12 protein-coding genes are annotated in these 13,763 nt (G+C 74.1%); 7 read left to right on the forward strand and 5 right to left on the reverse strand.

All coding sequences use genetic code 11. The features are described from left to right. Window positions 1-69 precede the first annotated feature (69 nt). On the forward strand, window positions 70-1,323 hold the full coding sequence (locus tag ESG85_RS26480) for a molybdopterin-dependent oxidoreductase (RefSeq protein ID WP_128983491.1): 1,254 nt from the start codon (window positions 70-72) through the stop codon (window positions 1,321-1,323). Continuing rightward, window positions 1,320-1,922, forward strand: a complete 603-nt coding sequence (locus ESG85_RS36260) for a hypothetical protein (protein ID WP_246095298.1) — start codon at window positions 1,320-1,322, stop codon at window positions 1,920-1,922. The genes ESG85_RS26480 and ESG85_RS36260 overlap by 4 nt, the downstream gene beginning before the upstream one ends. Here ESG85_RS36260 and ESG85_RS26490 read toward each other — a convergent pair. Genes ESG85_RS26490 through ESG85_RS26500 form a run of 3 tightly spaced genes read right to left on the reverse strand, consistent with a single transcriptional unit; the run spans window position 1,883 to window position 4,007 of the window. Then, window positions 1,883-2,560: a class I SAM-dependent methyltransferase gene (locus ESG85_RS26490; protein WP_128983493.1), complete on the reverse strand. Its 678-nt coding sequence runs from the start codon at window positions 2,558-2,560 to the stop codon at window positions 1,883-1,885. The genes ESG85_RS36260 and ESG85_RS26490 overlap by 40 nt on opposite strands. Next, window positions 2,557-3,279, reverse strand: coding sequence for a TIGR04282 family arsenosugar biosynthesis glycosyltransferase (locus ESG85_RS26495; protein ID WP_128983495.1), 723 nt, complete (start codon window positions 3,277-3,279; stop codon window positions 2,557-2,559). Before ESG85_RS26495 ends, ESG85_RS26490 begins: the two co-directional genes overlap by 4 nt. Next, window positions 3,276-4,007: a glycosyltransferase family 2 protein gene (locus tag ESG85_RS26500; protein WP_128983562.1), complete on the reverse strand. Its 732-nt coding sequence runs from the start codon at window positions 4,005-4,007 to the stop codon at window positions 3,276-3,278. Before ESG85_RS26500 ends, ESG85_RS26495 begins: the two co-directional genes overlap by 4 nt. A gap of 133 nt (window positions 4,008-4,140) precedes the next feature. On the opposite strand from ESG85_RS26500, the gene ESG85_RS26505 reads away from it, so the two are divergent. Both ESG85_RS26505 and ESG85_RS26510 read left to right on the forward strand, forming a co-directional pair. Then, window positions 4,141-4,887 (forward strand): response regulator transcription factor, encoded by a 747-nt coding sequence (locus tag ESG85_RS26505; RefSeq protein ID WP_128983497.1) that lies wholly within the window; start codon window positions 4,141-4,143, stop codon window positions 4,885-4,887. Beyond that, window positions 4,884-5,996, forward strand: a complete 1,113-nt coding sequence (locus tag ESG85_RS26510) for a sensor histidine kinase (RefSeq protein WP_128983499.1) — start codon at window positions 4,884-4,886, stop codon at window positions 5,994-5,996. The genes ESG85_RS26505 and ESG85_RS26510 overlap by 4 nt, the downstream gene beginning before the upstream one ends. A gap of 238 nt (window positions 5,997-6,234) precedes the next feature. On the opposite strand, the gene ESG85_RS26515 is transcribed toward ESG85_RS26510, so the two are convergent. Then, on the reverse strand, window positions 6,235-7,377 hold the full coding sequence (locus ESG85_RS26515; protein WP_128983501.1) for an NAD-dependent epimerase/dehydratase family protein: 1,143 nt from the start codon (window positions 7,375-7,377) through the stop codon (window positions 6,235-6,237). 182 nt (window positions 7,378-7,559) lie between these two features. On the opposite strand from ESG85_RS26515, the gene ESG85_RS26520 reads away from it, so the two are divergent. Then, window positions 7,560-8,195: a hypothetical protein gene (locus tag ESG85_RS26520; protein ID WP_128983503.1), complete on the forward strand. Its 636-nt coding sequence runs from the start codon at window positions 7,560-7,562 to the stop codon at window positions 8,193-8,195. Window positions 8,196-8,210: 15 nt separating this feature from the next. Here the strand turns inward: ESG85_RS26520 and ESG85_RS26525 are convergent, their stop codons facing one another. Then, window positions 8,211-8,885, reverse strand: a complete 675-nt coding sequence (locus ESG85_RS26525) for a LamG domain-containing protein (RefSeq protein WP_128983505.1) — start codon at window positions 8,883-8,885, stop codon at window positions 8,211-8,213. 799 nt (window positions 8,886-9,684) lie between these two features. On the opposite strand from ESG85_RS26525, the gene ESG85_RS26530 reads away from it, so the two are divergent. Both ESG85_RS26530 and xdhB read left to right on the forward strand, forming a co-directional pair. Next, window positions 9,685-11,331, forward strand: a complete 1,647-nt coding sequence (locus ESG85_RS26530) for a xanthine dehydrogenase small subunit (protein WP_128983507.1) — start codon at window positions 9,685-9,687, stop codon at window positions 11,329-11,331. Beyond that, window positions 11,328-13,763, forward strand: a complete 2,436-nt coding sequence (gene xdhB, locus ESG85_RS26535; RefSeq protein ID WP_164986321.1) for a xanthine dehydrogenase molybdopterin binding subunit — start codon at window positions 11,328-11,330, stop codon at window positions 13,761-13,763. Before ESG85_RS26530 ends, xdhB begins: the two co-directional genes overlap by 4 nt.

A 13,763-nucleotide genomic window follows, 5' to 3' on the forward strand; every position in this document is an offset into this window, starting at 1 on the left:
TCGGAGCGTTCGGGTTTCGTAAGGTGTCGGACCTCCCAACGGATCCGCCGCGGCGGTGTCATGGACGGCATGACCTTCCGCACGCCCCGGCCGCGTCGCCTCGCGCTGCCCGCGCTCCGGCCGCCCGCCTTCACCGGCCGACTGCACGACGCCAGAACGGCCACGGCCGTCGGCCGGTGGCTCGGCGCGGCCTTCGCCGTCTGTTTCGTCACCGGGCTCGTCAGCCATTACCTCCAACGGCCGCCCGGCCCGCTGGCCGACCGGCTGCCGACGCGGCCGGTGTGGGGCTACGCCCTCAGCCAGGGCCTGCACGTCGCCGCCGGCCTCGCCGCGATCGTGCTGCTCCTGGTCAAGCTGTGGGCGGTGTATCCCCGGCTCTTCGCGTGGCCACCGGTTCGTTCCGTGCGCCACGCGCTGGAGCGGCTGTCGGTCGCGCTGCTCGTGGCCTCGGCCGTGTTCGAGGTGTTCACCGGCCTGCTGAACATCGTCGAGTGGTACCCGTGGCCCTTCGCCTTCGTCCCGGTGCACTTCGCCGTCGCCTGGATCGCGACCGGATCGATCCTGCTGCACATCGCCGTCAAGGCCCCCGAGATCAGGGAACATTGGAGGCGGCGCTCGGCAGGAACCCGCTCGCTGCCGGCCGCTGCCGGCCCGCTGACGGCCGATGACGGTCCTCCCGCCGCCGCTGACGGCTCGCCGGCCTCCTCGGGCGGCCCTCTGCCCGCCGAAGACGAAGGGGACCGCCGTTCGCTGCTTCTCGCCACGGGCGGCGCGATCGGCGTCGTGACGCTCACGACGGTCGGTCAGTCCTTCACGCCGCTGAAGGCGTTCGACCTGCTCGCACCGCGGCACCCCGACCACGGCCCGCAGGGACTGCCGGTGAACCGCACCGCCACCGCGGCCGGCGTGTCGGCACGAGACCTGCGGCAGTGGCGCCTCGACGTCGGCGGCCCCCGTCCGTACGTCCTCACGCTCGACGCGCTGCGGGCGATGCCCCAGACCCGCGCCCGGCTGCCGATCGCCTGCGTCGAGGGCTGGAGCGTCGACGCCGATTGGACCGGCGTGCCGGTCCGCACACTGATCGAGCGGGCCGGCGGACGGCCGGGGGCGACGGCGGTGCGGGTGACCTCGCTGGAGGCGGACGGCGCTTACCGCGTCACGGAGATGGGCGCGGGCTACGCCGGCGACCCGCTGACGCTCCTCGCGCTCACCCTCAACGGGCAGGTGCTGTCCCTCGACCACGGCTTCCCCGCCCGGATCGTCGCCCCCAACCGACCCGGGGTCCTTCAGACCAAATGGGTGCACCGCCTGGAGGTGCTGTGAGCACGGCGAACGTCCTGCGGTACGGAGTCGGCGCCCTGGGCCTCGGCCTGATCGGCCTCGGAGCGTGGCTGGTGGCAGTCGAGCCGGATTCCGCGGGCGTCCTGGTGTGGCTGGCGGGGGCGCTCGTCCTGCACGACGGCATCCTCGCGCCGCTCGTCCTCGTCGTCGGACTGCTGCTCGTCGGACGACGCGGGCGGAGCCTGCTGCGGGGGACCCTGATCATCGCGGGGAGCGTGGTCCTGGTGGCGCTCCCGCTGCTCGTACGCCCGGGGGAACCGCCCAACCCGTCGGCGCTGCCCCTCTCGTACGGGCGCAACCTCGCGATCGTGCTGGGCGCCGTCGCTGTCGTGGCCGCCACGCTGCACCTCGTACGACGGCGGCGGGCGACCGGGCCTCGGCGCCGCGCGCCCGAGACGACGGGCCGGTCTCGGCCGGGTACGGCCGAGGCGACCGGCCGGTCCCGGCCGGGTTCCGCCGAGGCGACGGGGCGGACTCGACCGGCCGCCGCCGAGGGGACGAACGGTCCCCAGCGCCGCACCGGCGAGGCAACGCAGCGGCCTCAGCGGCGTACGCCCGAGGCGACGGGCGAAGACGACTGAGGCATGAGCGCGACGAAGGCGCGACCCGCCACCGTCCACCGCTCGGACACCGCCCAGCCCGCCCGGCCGGCGTGCCCGGCCAGCGCACGGGTGCCCACCCGGGCCCAGCGGAACGGAGCTCCCCGACCGCCCCGGCCGTCGTCGACCCGCACCTCGCAGCGCTCGTCGACGTCCACGGGCACGCATTCGGCGAGGACGGTCCCGGCGGGCGACACGACCTGCCGGAGCCGCCGGAGCAGCGCCGCCGGATCGCCGCCGATGCCGATGTTCCCGTCGATCAACAGGGCCGTGTCCCAGCGCCCTTCACCGGGGACGGGGTCGAAGACCGACCGGCACAGGGCCGTGCCGCCCAGTCGTATCGCGTGCGCCACCGCCTCCGGGCTGACGTCGATGCCCAGCGTGCGCCGGCCCTGGGCGGCGAGGGCGGCGACGAGCCGGCCGGGGCCGCAGCCGATGTCGAGGACCGCGCCCTGGCAGCGTGCCAGGACGGAGCGGTCGGCCCGGTCGGGTGCCTCGCACCAGCGCTCCACCTCCAGCGGCAGCAGCCAGCCGTCGTCACGGCGCAGGAACAGCGGGCCACGGCCGCTGCGCAGGGCGTCGGCGTACGGGTCGGCGCGCCAGGCCGTCGTCGCGGTCACCGGCCGCTCCCTGCGATCGGGCCGGCCCCTGTGATCGGGCCGGCCCCTGTGATCGGGCCGGCCCCTGTGATCGGGCCGGCCCCTGTGATCGGGGCGGCCCTTGCGATCGGGCCGGCCGGTGCCGCGAGCCGTGCGGCGAAGCGGGTGCCGGGCGCATCGGCCGCCACCTGCCGGGCGTCGGCGGCGGTGTCCACGTCCCGCAGGACCGGCAGGAGCCCGACGCTCAGCCCGGCCGCGCGCAGCCGCTGGTACTGGACGGCCCCGGTGTCGGCCCGCGACATCGGTACGCCGAGCAGCAGGGCCGGGTCGGGGCGGGCGAGGCCGAGCGCCCAGAAGCCGCCGTCGGCCGCGGGCCCGAGCCAGGCGTCGTGGGCGTCCCAGACGAGGGCGGGGGCCAGCAGCCCGGGGGTGACCTGCGGGGTGTCCATGCCGATGAGCAGAGCGGGACCGGCGCAGGCGGAGAACGCGGCGGCCAGCCGCTCGTCGAGCCCGCCCGCCGCCTGGGGCACGACGTCGAAGCCGGCCGGCAGCCACGGTCCGGGCGCGCCGTCGAGGACGAGGACGTGCCGGCCGGCCGGCACCCGTGCCGCGGCGGCCAGGGTGTCGGCCAGCGCCGCCTCGGCGAGCGAGGCCGCCTCCTCCGGGGTGAACGGAGGCGTGAGCCGGGTCTTCACCCGGCCGGGCAGCGGCTCTTTGGCGATGACGAGCAGGGTCGTCACGGGCGGTCACCGCCGGCCGGTGACGGGACGGTCGCGGACGCGGCGGCTCCGGTGGCTGCCGCTCCGGGCGTCGGCGCGGCTTCGGCGAGGACCCTCCGCATGTCGTGTACGGCCTGCCAGGTGCCCCGCCACGTGCCGGTGACCTTCGACCGGCCCGACCGGGGCAGATACGGCACGTCGACCTCGCGCACCCGCCAGCCGGCGTCCGCGGCCCGCACGACCGTCTGCAGGGGGTAACCGCTGCGGCGGTCGGTGAGCTCCAGGCCGAGGAGCGCCTCACGGCGGGCGGCCCGCATCGGACCGAGGTCGCGCAGCCGCAGCCCGGTGCGCCGGCGCAGCAGCCAGGACAGCGCGAGGTTCCCGGCACGGGCGTGCGCGGGCCAGGCGCCACGCCCGGCGGGACGACGCCGGCCGAGGACCAGCTCGGCATCACCGTCGGCCACCGTGCGGACGAGGCCGGGCAGCAGGCCGGGGTCGAGGGAGGCGTCACAGTCGCAGAAGCACACGAACTCGGCGTCGGCGGCGAGCAGTCCCGCATGGCAGGCCGAGCCGAAGCCGCGACGGGGCTCGTGGACGACGGTGGCGCCCAGGCTGCGGGCCAGCTCGGCGGAGCCGTCGGTGGAGCCGTTGTCGACCACGATGGCCCGCCAGCCGGCGGGGACGCGGCCGAGGACCCAGGGCAGGGCCCCGGCCTCGTCGAGACAGGGAAGGACGACGTCTACGGTCATGGGTGTCACGCGTCCCACCGTAGGAAGCACGGGGCGGATCGGAGCGCCGGAAGTCCTTACGAAACGCGGACGTCACCCCGGCCGCTCCGGGAGGCCCGTGACCGTCGCACCGGCGGATGCGAGGCTGGGCGGCATGAGCGAGAGCACAGGCCCGGAGAGCCGGGCACGCATCCTGGTGGTGGACGACGACCCGACGGTGGCCGAGGTGGTCACCGGCTACCTGGAGCGGGCCGGTTTCGCCGTCGAGCACGCCGCCGACGGCCTCGACGCGTTGCGCGGGGCAGAGGAACGGCGGCCGGAGCTCGTCGTGCTCGACCTCATGCTGCCGGGCCTGGACGGCCTGGAGGTGTGCCGGAGACTTCGCGCCTCCGGACCCGTCCCCGTGATCATGCTGACCGCGCGCGGCGACGAGGAGGACCGGATCACGGGCCTGGAGGTCGGCGCGGACGACTACGTCACGAAGCCGTTCAGCCCGCGGGAACTGGTGCTGCGCGTCGAGTCCGTGCTGCGCCGCAGCCGCGCGTCGGCCGCCGCCACCGCTGCCCGGACGCGGCCGGTGCTCCGGGCCGGTGACCTCGCCCTGGACCCGGTGACCCGCCGCGCCACCCGTACGGGCGAGGAACTGGCCCTCACCCTGCGGGAGTTCGACCTCCTGGCGCATTTCCTGGAACACCCGGGAACGGCGCACACCCGGGAGGATCTGATGCGGAGGGTGTGGGGCTGGGACTTCGGCGACCTGTCCACGGTGACGGTCCACGTCCGCCGGCTGCGCGCCAAGATCGAGGAGGACCCGGCCAGACCCCGGCTGATCCAGACGGTGTGGGGCGTGGGCTACCGATTCGAGCCGGTGCCCGCGCGCGGTGCCGAGGGGGCGGCGTGAAGGACGTCCTGCTCATCGCCGCGTTCGCGCTCGCCGGGGCCGTGTGCGCCGGCCTCGCCGGAGCGGCCGTCCTGCGCCTCGTCCGTCGCCGCTCGGTCGCCGTCTCGCTGACCGTCGTCGCGGCCGTCACCGTCACCGCGATGCTCGCCGGAACGCTCGCCGTCGCCCAGGCGATGTTCCTGTCCGCGCACGACCTGTGGGTGGTGACCGTGGTGGTCGCGATGGCCGCCCTCGTCTCGCTCGGCACCGCCCTCGTCCTCGGCCGGTGGGTCGTGGCCCGGAGCAGGGCGCTGGCCCGTGCCGCACGGGACTTCGGCGACGGAGGCAGCTTCTCCGCCCCGGACGGCGACGCCACTGCCGAACTCGCGACGCTCACCCGTGAACTGGCCGCGACCAGCGCCAAGCTGGAGGCGTCCCGGGCGCGCGAGCGCTCCCTCGAGGCATCCCGTCGCGAGCTCGTGGCCTGGATCTCGCACGACCTGCGGACGCCGCTCGCGGGGCTGCGGGTCATGGCGGAGGCGCTGGAGGACGGCGTGGCGGCCGATCCCGCCCGTTACCACCGGCAGATCCGCACCGAGGTCGAACGCCTGACCGGCATGGTGGGCGACCTCTTCGAACTCTCCCGCATCCACGCGGGCGCCCTCGCCCTCACCCCGAGCCGGATCTCCGTCTACGACCTGGTCGGCGACGCGCTCAGCGGCGCCGACCCGCTCGCCCGCGAGCACGGTGTGCGCCTCGTCGGGCAGCAGGTCGACGCCGTTCCGGTGGAGGTCGACGGCAAGGAGATGACCCGTGTCCTCGCCAATCTCCTCGGCAACGCCATCCGCCACACGCCGGCCGACGGTACGGTCGCCGTCACTGCCGAACGCCGCGACGACGCCGTGGTCCTGTCCGTCACCGACGGCTGCGGCGGCATCCCCGACGCGGACCTTCCCCGGGTCTTCGACACGGGCTGGCGCGGCACCGAGGCCCGCACCCCACCCGCGGGCGCCGGCCTCGGCCTCGCGATCGTCCGCGGCATCGTGGAAGCACACGCGGGCAGCGCCGAGGTGCGCAACGTCCCCGGCGGCTGCCGCTTCGAGGTCGTCCTCCCGGCCGCGGCAGGCTGAACCCACGAGGAACGGGAACGCCTGGGACGGGCCTGAGGCAGGCCCGACGCCTCCTTCGGGAGCGCCTGCGACGACGAGGCCGCAGCACTCCGCGCCGACGAGCCCGAGACCTCGCCCGCCGACGGACGAGCGCTCACGCCAGAAGACGTCAAGACCGACGACCTCACGTCCGAAGACGTCATGACCGAAGACCTCACGTCCGAAGGCGTCATGACCGAAGGCGTCATGGCCGAAGACCTCACGTCCGAGGACGACAGGTCGAAGACGACATGTCCGAGGACGCCACGTTCGAAGACGACATGCCCGAGGACGGCCCCGTCGGCCCGAGCCGCGCCGGGCCCCGTTGTCCCGCCCGGGCGAAGGCGACCATGCCCTCCTCGAAGCCGACGGCCGGCTTCCAGCCGAGGTCGCGCCGCAGGCGGGCGGAGTCCGCGGTGATGTGCCGGACGTCGCCGAGCCGGAACTTCCCGGTCACCACCGGAGCCGGCCCGCCGTGCGCCCGTGCGAGCGCCGCCGCCATCTCGCCCACCGTGCGGGGTTCGCCGCTGCCGGTGTTGTACGGGGTGAGGACGCCGGACGGCAGCCCGGCGGCGGCCTCCAGGGCCAGCACGTTGGCCGCCGCGACGTCCCGGACGTGCACGAAGTCACGGCGCTGTCCGCCGTCCTCGAAGACGCGGGGCGTCTCGCCTCGGGCGAGTGCCGAGCGGAACAGCGAGGCCACACCCGCGTACGGGGTGTCCCGGGGCATGCCGGGGCCGTACACGTTGTGATAGCGCAGCGACACCGCCGTCCCTCCCACCGCCCGGGCCCATGCCGAGGCCAGGTGTTCCTGGGCGAGCTTCGTGGTGGCGTAGACGTTGCGGGGGTCGGCCGGCGCCTCCTCTCCGACCAGCCCGGGTGCGAGGTCGGAGCCGCAGGCGGGGCAGCGCGGTTCGAAGCGGCCCGCGGCCAGGTCCTCGGGGCGGCGGGCGCCCGGCCGGACGAGACCGTGCCGGGGACACTCGTACCGGCCCTCCCCGTACACCACCATCGAACCCGCGAGGACCAGCCGCCGCACGCCCACCTCCGCCATCTGCGAGAGCAGCACGGCCGTGCCGAGGTCGTTGCAGCTCACGTACGCCGCCGCGTCGGCGAAGTCCTTGCCGAGCCCGACCATCGCGGCCTGGTGACAGACCGCATCGACACCGGTCAGCGCCGACCGTACGGCCGACGCGTCCCTGACGTCGGCGTGGGTGAACCCGACGGGCGACGGCTCGGGCGATGCCGGGTGCGCGCTCGGCAGCAACGCGTCCAGGACCACGGGCTCATGGCCCGCGGCGAGCAGTGCGCCGACGATGTGCGAGCCGATGAACCCGGCCCCTCCGGTGACAAGTACACGCATGCCGAGCACGCTACGGCCGCAAGCGGCCGCCGGGACGATCCACGCCGCCCCGTAAGACTTCCGTCAGGCCTACGGCTCTCCCCGGGAGAGCCGCCGGCGTCGCGACGCGGGCACCGCGGTGCGAAGCTCCGCACGGGCCCGCGCGCCCGCGACTGTCGGCGGCGGACGTTAGCGTGCGGCTCATGGGATTCACGAGTGCCTGGGGCGTCAGCGCCCACCCCGACGCCGTCATCGCGGACGTGGCCACGCGCCTGCTGCCGGCGATGGAGGCGGACCGAACGGCGCCGGGAACGCGGGAGCGCTGGGCTGCCTGGCAGCGGGCGCCGCTGCCCGACCACCGCACCTGGTACGCCGTGGGATCCCGCGGGACCGAGGAGTGGGAAGCGATCGAGGCGTTCCGGGACATGACGGCACCCGGAGGCCACGTCGACTACCTCTGCGACGGCGTCTCGGACCCCGACTTCTACGTCGTCGACGACGTGTGGGTCGGGCAGGACCTGGAGCACCTTTTCGTGTCGGTGCACTCCAAGGAGTACGCGGTCGCCTCCCTCTTCCACGCCATCGGCCCCGAGCGCGCCGCCCTGCTGCCCGGATGGTGCGGCAATTTCCTCCTCACCGCGGCCGAGGCGCGGCAGGCCCTTCCGCGCGTCGAAGCGGCCTTCGCCTTCACCCGTGCCGAGCGGGTCGCCGCACAGGAAAGGGACTGGCTCTCCTACGGCGCGGACGAGGAGAGCGTCCTCGACGGTCCGGCGCGTGTGTGGCGGAACGCCGTGCGCGACGGACTCGGCCTGTGCGGCGTGGCGCTGCACCTCACGTGACCCGCCGACCGGCCGTCACCTCGGCGGCCGGAACACCCGCAGGTCCCGCACCTCGTAGGACATCTCCGTGGTCGTGTCGTCCGGGGCCGGGTGGTAACGGCCCGCGCAGACGGAGAGGTTGACGATCAGGGCCGCGTGCCAGCCGCGTCCGACGCCCCGGTGGTCGGCGAAGACCTCGGTGCCGTCGAGCCACCACACCACCGAGCGCGCCCCGAACTCCGTGCGCAAGGTGATCCACCCGCCCGGCCGTACGGCGCGGGACCGGTGGTAGCGGTGGGTGCCTCGGACGCGGTTGGACAGCTCCAGGAGATCGGGATTGTCGGGGTGATACTCGAAGACGTCGACCTCCTGGCCCCCGTCCCGCCACGTCCAGATCGCCGGCCACGCCCCCGTCTCCTCCGGGAGCCGCACCCGCGCTACCAGTACGTCCCCGGTGCGCACCTCGAAGCCTTCCGGGCTGCCCTCGGTGGTCAGCAGTCCGGTGTCCCACAGGCCGTCGCGCCGGCGCGTCGCCCGGAACACTCCCGTACGGCTGTACGCGGGGTCGGCGACCAGATGGTCCAGCTTGTTGTCGCCCGGGTTGACCGGCCCTCCGTTCGGATAGGCCCAGCTGCGGCCCGCGACCCAGTGGTCGGAGGAGCCGAAGTCCGCGGTGAAGACCGGCTCTTCGGCCGGCGGCCAGGTCCGCATTGCGCGTGTCTCCTCACGTCGGGATGTCTACGTCGGGATGTGCGTCGGGATGTGCGTCCGGATCCGCATGCCGGGATCCGTGTGCCGGGATCCGTATGCCGGCCGGGTTCTGCCTGCAGGGGACCCGGACGTCGGGATCCGCCCACGGGCTCCGAACGTCCGGATCCGTTCGGCGGATCGTGTACGTCCGCTTCGTCTGAGGCAGTTCTGCCCGCCCGTGCCGCCCGGATGCGGAATCCCTCACTCCTTGTCCGGAAGTCGCCACGCGCGTTCCCCACGACACGCCCTCCGCCGTGGCCCTTCGCCAGACCCTCTGCCAGGTCCCGCCGCGCCCTCCGCCCGGCCCGTCACCACCCGTCAGGTCTCCGTGTGGTCTCTTGACCGATCAGCCCGGCGCACCGTACTTTCGAGCGCACCGGCTCGTGAGCTGTCGAAAGGAGGCGACGTCGGATGTCCCTCTTCTCCGACCTGCATCGCCTCGCTCGCCGGGCCGCCTGGGGTCCCGGGCGTGTAGCGCACGGCTGCTGAGCGGCCCCCTTCCTCCCAGCCTTCCGGTGTCCCCGATCGCGGACACCGGCGTCTCCTGATCTCCATCACCCCTCGCGGCACGCCGTGCACCTCGTGCATGGCGCGTGCCGTTCGCGCCGTCCACGCCACGTCCACGCCCGACACGGCACCACGTGCTGGTCCACGCCAGGGCCCGCAGCGCGAACCGCGGCCGCGAGCCACCGACACAGAAGGCTCCTGAAATGACGACGACGACCTTCGGAACGGCCGTGCACCGAAACGAGGACATGTCATGGTAGAGGCGCGGATCACCGTCAACGGGAAGGAAGCGCCGATCGCGCCCGTCGCGCCCCACACGACCGTGCTCGACTTCCTGCGCGAACGCGGTCTCACCGGCACCAAGGAGGGCTGCGCCGAAGGCGAATGCGGTGCCTGCGCGGTCCTCGTGGCCCGCCCCGGCGTGGACAGGCCCACCGACTGGGTGGCGGTCAACGCCTGTCTCATCCCGGTCGCGGCACTCGACGGGCAGGAGGTCGTCACCTCCGAGGGCCTCGCCACCGCCCGCCGTCCCGGCGCGCCCGGAGCACGACCCGAACTGCACCCCGTACAGGAGGAGATGGCCGTCCGCGGCGGATCCCAGTGCGGCTACTGCACCCCAGGATTCATCTGCAGCATGGCCGCCGAGTACTACCGCCCCGACCGCTGCCCGAACCCGAACCCGGACCCGGAAGCGGAAGTGGGAGCGGAAGCGGAAGCGGGAGCGACCGACGCCGAGGACGGCACCGCGGACGACCACACGACCTCGGGCGCCGGCCCCCAGCACGGCCCCAACGGCTTCGACCTCCACGCCCTCAGCGGAAACCTCTGCCGCTGCACCGGCTACCGCCCCATCCGTGACGCCGCCTTCGCCGTCGGCACGCCCCCCGACGACGACCTCCTGGCCCGGCGCCGGGAGCAGGCCCCGCCGCCGCCCGTCGCCACCGCGTACGTCCAGGGCGACGGTGTCTTCCTGCGCCCCGCCACCCTGGCCGAGGCACTGCACGAGCTGCGCGAGCGGCCCGACGCGGTCGTCGTCGCCGGCGGCACCGACTGGGGTGTCGAGGTCAACATCCGCTCGCGCCGGGCCGGTCGCGTGGTCGCCGTCGACCGGCTGCCCGAACTCCGGGAGGTGCGCGTCGCGGCCGACCACATCGAGATCGGTGCGGCGGTGACGCTCACCGAGATCGAACGCCGCCTGGAGGGCCGCGTTCCCCTGCTGGCGGAGCTGTTCCCGCAGTTCGCCTCCCGGCTCATCCGCAACAGCGCCACCCTCGGCGGCAACCTGGGCACCGGTTCCCCCATCGGGGACGCCCCGCCCGCCCTGCTCGCCCTGGAGGCGTCCGTGGTGCTCGCCGCACCCGACGGCGAGCGCGAGGTCCCGCTCGCGGACTACTTCACCGGCTACCGGCAGAGCGTGCGCCGCCCAGGTGAGCTGATCCGTTCGGTGCGCATCCCGCTGCCGCCGGCGCCGGTGGTGGCCTTCCACAAGATCGCCAAGCGCCGTTTCGACGACATCTCCAGCGTCGCGGCTGCCTTCGCCCTCGTCATCGAGGACGGGATCGTCCGCAAGGCGCGCATCGGCCTCGGCGGCGTGGCCGCCACCCCGATCCGCGCCTTCGCCGCGGAAACCGCCCTGGAGGGCAGGCCATGGGTGGCGGAGACCGTCGAAGCCGCGGCCCGGGTGCTGAGCGCCCAGGGCACGCCCATGGACGATCACCGCGCCAGCGCCGCCTACCGTTCCGCGATGCTCGGCCAGACCCTGCGGAAGACCTACGCACGGACCACCACGGCTACGGCGACCACGGCGGCCACTACGCCCGGCACGGCCACCACGGCCAGGGCAGCCACGGCGGCCACCACCACGACCAACACGACCACCACCGAGGGGGTGTCGTCATGAGCCTGCTGTCCCAGCGCCCCGAGAAGCCCGTCGTCGGGCTCCCGATGCCGCACGAGAGTGCCCACCTGCACGTCACCGGCACCGCGCTCTACACCGACGACCTGGTCCACCGCACCAAGGACGTGCTGCACGCCTACCCGGTCCAGGTCATGAAGGCCCACGGCAGGATCACCGCGCTGCGCACCGGGCCCGCGCTCGCCGTGCCCGGGGTGGTCCGCGTGCTCACCGCCGCCGACGTGCCCGGCGTCAACGACGCCGGCATGAAGCACGACGAACCGCTGTTCCCCGACGAGGTCATGTTCCACGGTCACGCGGTCGCCTGGGTGCTCGGCGAGACCCTGGAGGCCGCGCGGCTCGGCGCCGCCGCCGTCGAGGTCGAACTCGACGAACTGCCTTCGCTGATCACGTTGCAGGACGCGATCGCCGCCGACAGCTTCCACGGCGCCCGCCCCACGATGGTGGCCGGCGACGTCGACGCCGGCTTCGCCGACTCCGCGCACGTGTTCACCGGCGAGCTCCGGTTCTCCGACCAGGAGCACTTCTACCTGGAGACGCACGCGGCGCTGGCCCTCGTCGACGAGGCCGGGCAGGTGTTCGTGCAGAGCAGCACCCAGCACCCCTCGGAGACCCAGGAGATCGTCGCCCACGTGCTCGGCCTCCCCAGCCACGAGGTGACCGTGCAGTGCCTGCGGATGGGCGGCGGCTTCGGCGGCAAGGAGATGCAGCCGCACGGCTTCGCGGCCGTCGCCGCGCTCGGCGCCCGGCTCACCGGACGGCCGGTCCGGCTCCGCCTCAACCGGACCCAGGACATCACCATGTCCGGGAAGCGACACGGATTCCACGCCGCCTGGAAGATCGGCTTCGACGCCGAGGGCCGCATCCAGGCCCTCGACGCCACCCTGACCGCCGACGGCGGCTGGAGCCTCGACCTGTCCGAACCCGTCGTCGCCCGCGCGCTGTGCCACGTCGACAACACCTACTGGATCCCGAACGCCCGCGTCACCGGCCGCGTCGCGCGGACCAACAAGGTGTCCAACACCGCCTTCCGCGGCTTCGGCGGCCCGCAGGGCATGCTGGTGATCGAGGACATCATGGGCCGCTGCGCCCCGCTGCTCGGCCTGGACCCGACGGAACTCCGGGAGCGCAACTTCTACCGGCCGGGCCAGGGCCAGACGACACCGTACGGACAGCCGGTCACCCAGGCCGAACGGATCGCCACGGTCTGGCGGAAGGTCAAGGACGACGCCGGCATCGACGGCCGCCGGCGCGAGATCGCGGCCTTCAACGCCGCGCACCCGCACACCAAGCGGGCCCTCGCGCTCACCGGCATCAAGTTCGGCATCTCCTTCAACCTCACCGCCTTCAACCAGGGCGGTGCGCTCGTCCTCGTCTACAAGGACGGCTCGGTCCTGATCAACCACGGCGGAACCGAGATGGGACAGGGCCTGCACACCAAGATGCTGCAGGTGGCGGCGACCACCCTCGGCATCCCGCTCCACAGGGTGCGGCTCGCCCCGACGCGTACCGACAAAGTCCCCAACACGTCGGCCACCGCCGCCAGTTCCGGCGCGGACCTCAACGGAGCCGCCGTCAGGAACGCCTGCGAGCAGATCCGCACCCGGCTCCTCGACGTGGCGGCCACGCGGCTCGGCGTCCCCGCCGGGGACGTACGCGTCGTCGACGGCGTCGCCCGCGCCCTCGGCGGCGACGCGGAGCTCGCCTGGGACGACCTGGTGCGCACCGCGTACCTCCAGCGCGTGCAGCTGTCCGCGGCGGGCTTCTACCGGACCGAGGGCCTGCACTGGGACGCGCGGGCCTTCCAGGGCTCCCCGTTCAAGTACTTCTCCTACGGCGCCGCCGCGACCGAGGTGGAGGTGGACGGCTTCACCGGCGCCTACCGCATCCGTCGGGTGGACATCGTGCACGACGTCGGCGACAGCCTGTCCCCGATGATCGACATCGGTCAGGTCGAGGGCGGCTTCGTGCAGGGAGCCGGCTGGCTCACGCTCGAGGACCTGCGCTGGGACACCGGCGACGGACCGCACCGCGGCCGGCTGCTGACCCAGGCCGCGAGCACGTACAAGCTGCCGAGCTTCTCGGAGATGCCGGAGGAGTTCCACGTCACCCTGCTCGAGAACGCCACCGAGGAGGGCGCGGTGTACGGCTCCAAGGCCGTCGGCGAGCCTCCGCTGATGCTGGCCTTCTCGGTACGGGAAGCCCTGCGCGAGGCCGCCGCGGCGTTCGGGCCCGCCGGAGTCAGCGTGGAACTCGCCTCTCCCGCCACCCCGGAGGCGGTCTACTGGGCCATCGAGACGGCGCGTACGGCCGGAGCCACCCGTACGGACGAGGGAGCGGGACCGGGTGGCGGGCGGACCCGCGCGCGCGACGGCATCGCGAACCCCGCCGGCGCCGGCGCCTCGGTCCGTGCCTGA

This window comes from Streptomyces roseicoloratus (assembly GCF_004117935.1).
Classification (GTDB): Bacteria; Actinomycetota; Actinomycetes; order Streptomycetales; family Streptomycetaceae; genus Streptomyces; species Streptomyces roseicoloratus.

What these genes read in the sequence shown, in the direction of transcription:
- ESG85_RS26480 (WP_128983491.1), top strand. Translation starts at nt 70, where the DNA reads ATGACCTTCCGCACGCCCCGGCCGCGTCGCCTCGCGCTGCCCGCGCTC.
- ESG85_RS26500 (WP_128983562.1), bottom strand. Translation starts at nt 4,007, where the DNA reads ATGACCGTAGACGTCGTCCTTCCCTGTCTCGACGAGGCCGGGGCCCTG.
- ESG85_RS26505 (WP_128983497.1), top strand. Translation starts at nt 4,141, where the DNA reads ATGAGCGAGAGCACAGGCCCGGAGAGCCGGGCACGCATCCTGGTGGTG.
- ESG85_RS26515 (WP_128983501.1), bottom strand. Translation starts at nt 7,377, where the DNA reads ATGCGTGTACTTGTCACCGGAGGGGCCGGGTTCATCGGCTCGCACATC.
- ESG85_RS26520 (WP_128983503.1), top strand. Translation starts at nt 7,560, where the DNA reads ATGGGATTCACGAGTGCCTGGGGCGTCAGCGCCCACCCCGACGCCGTC.
- ESG85_RS26525 (WP_128983505.1), bottom strand. Translation starts at nt 8,885, where the DNA reads ATGCGGACCTGGCCGCCGGCCGAAGAGCCGGTCTTCACCGCGGACTTC.
- ESG85_RS26530 (WP_128983507.1), top strand. Translation starts at nt 9,685, where the DNA reads ATGGTAGAGGCGCGGATCACCGTCAACGGGAAGGAAGCGCCGATCGCG.
- xdhB (WP_164986321.1), top strand. Translation starts at nt 11,328, where the DNA reads ATGAGCCTGCTGTCCCAGCGCCCCGAGAAGCCCGTCGTCGGGCTCCCG.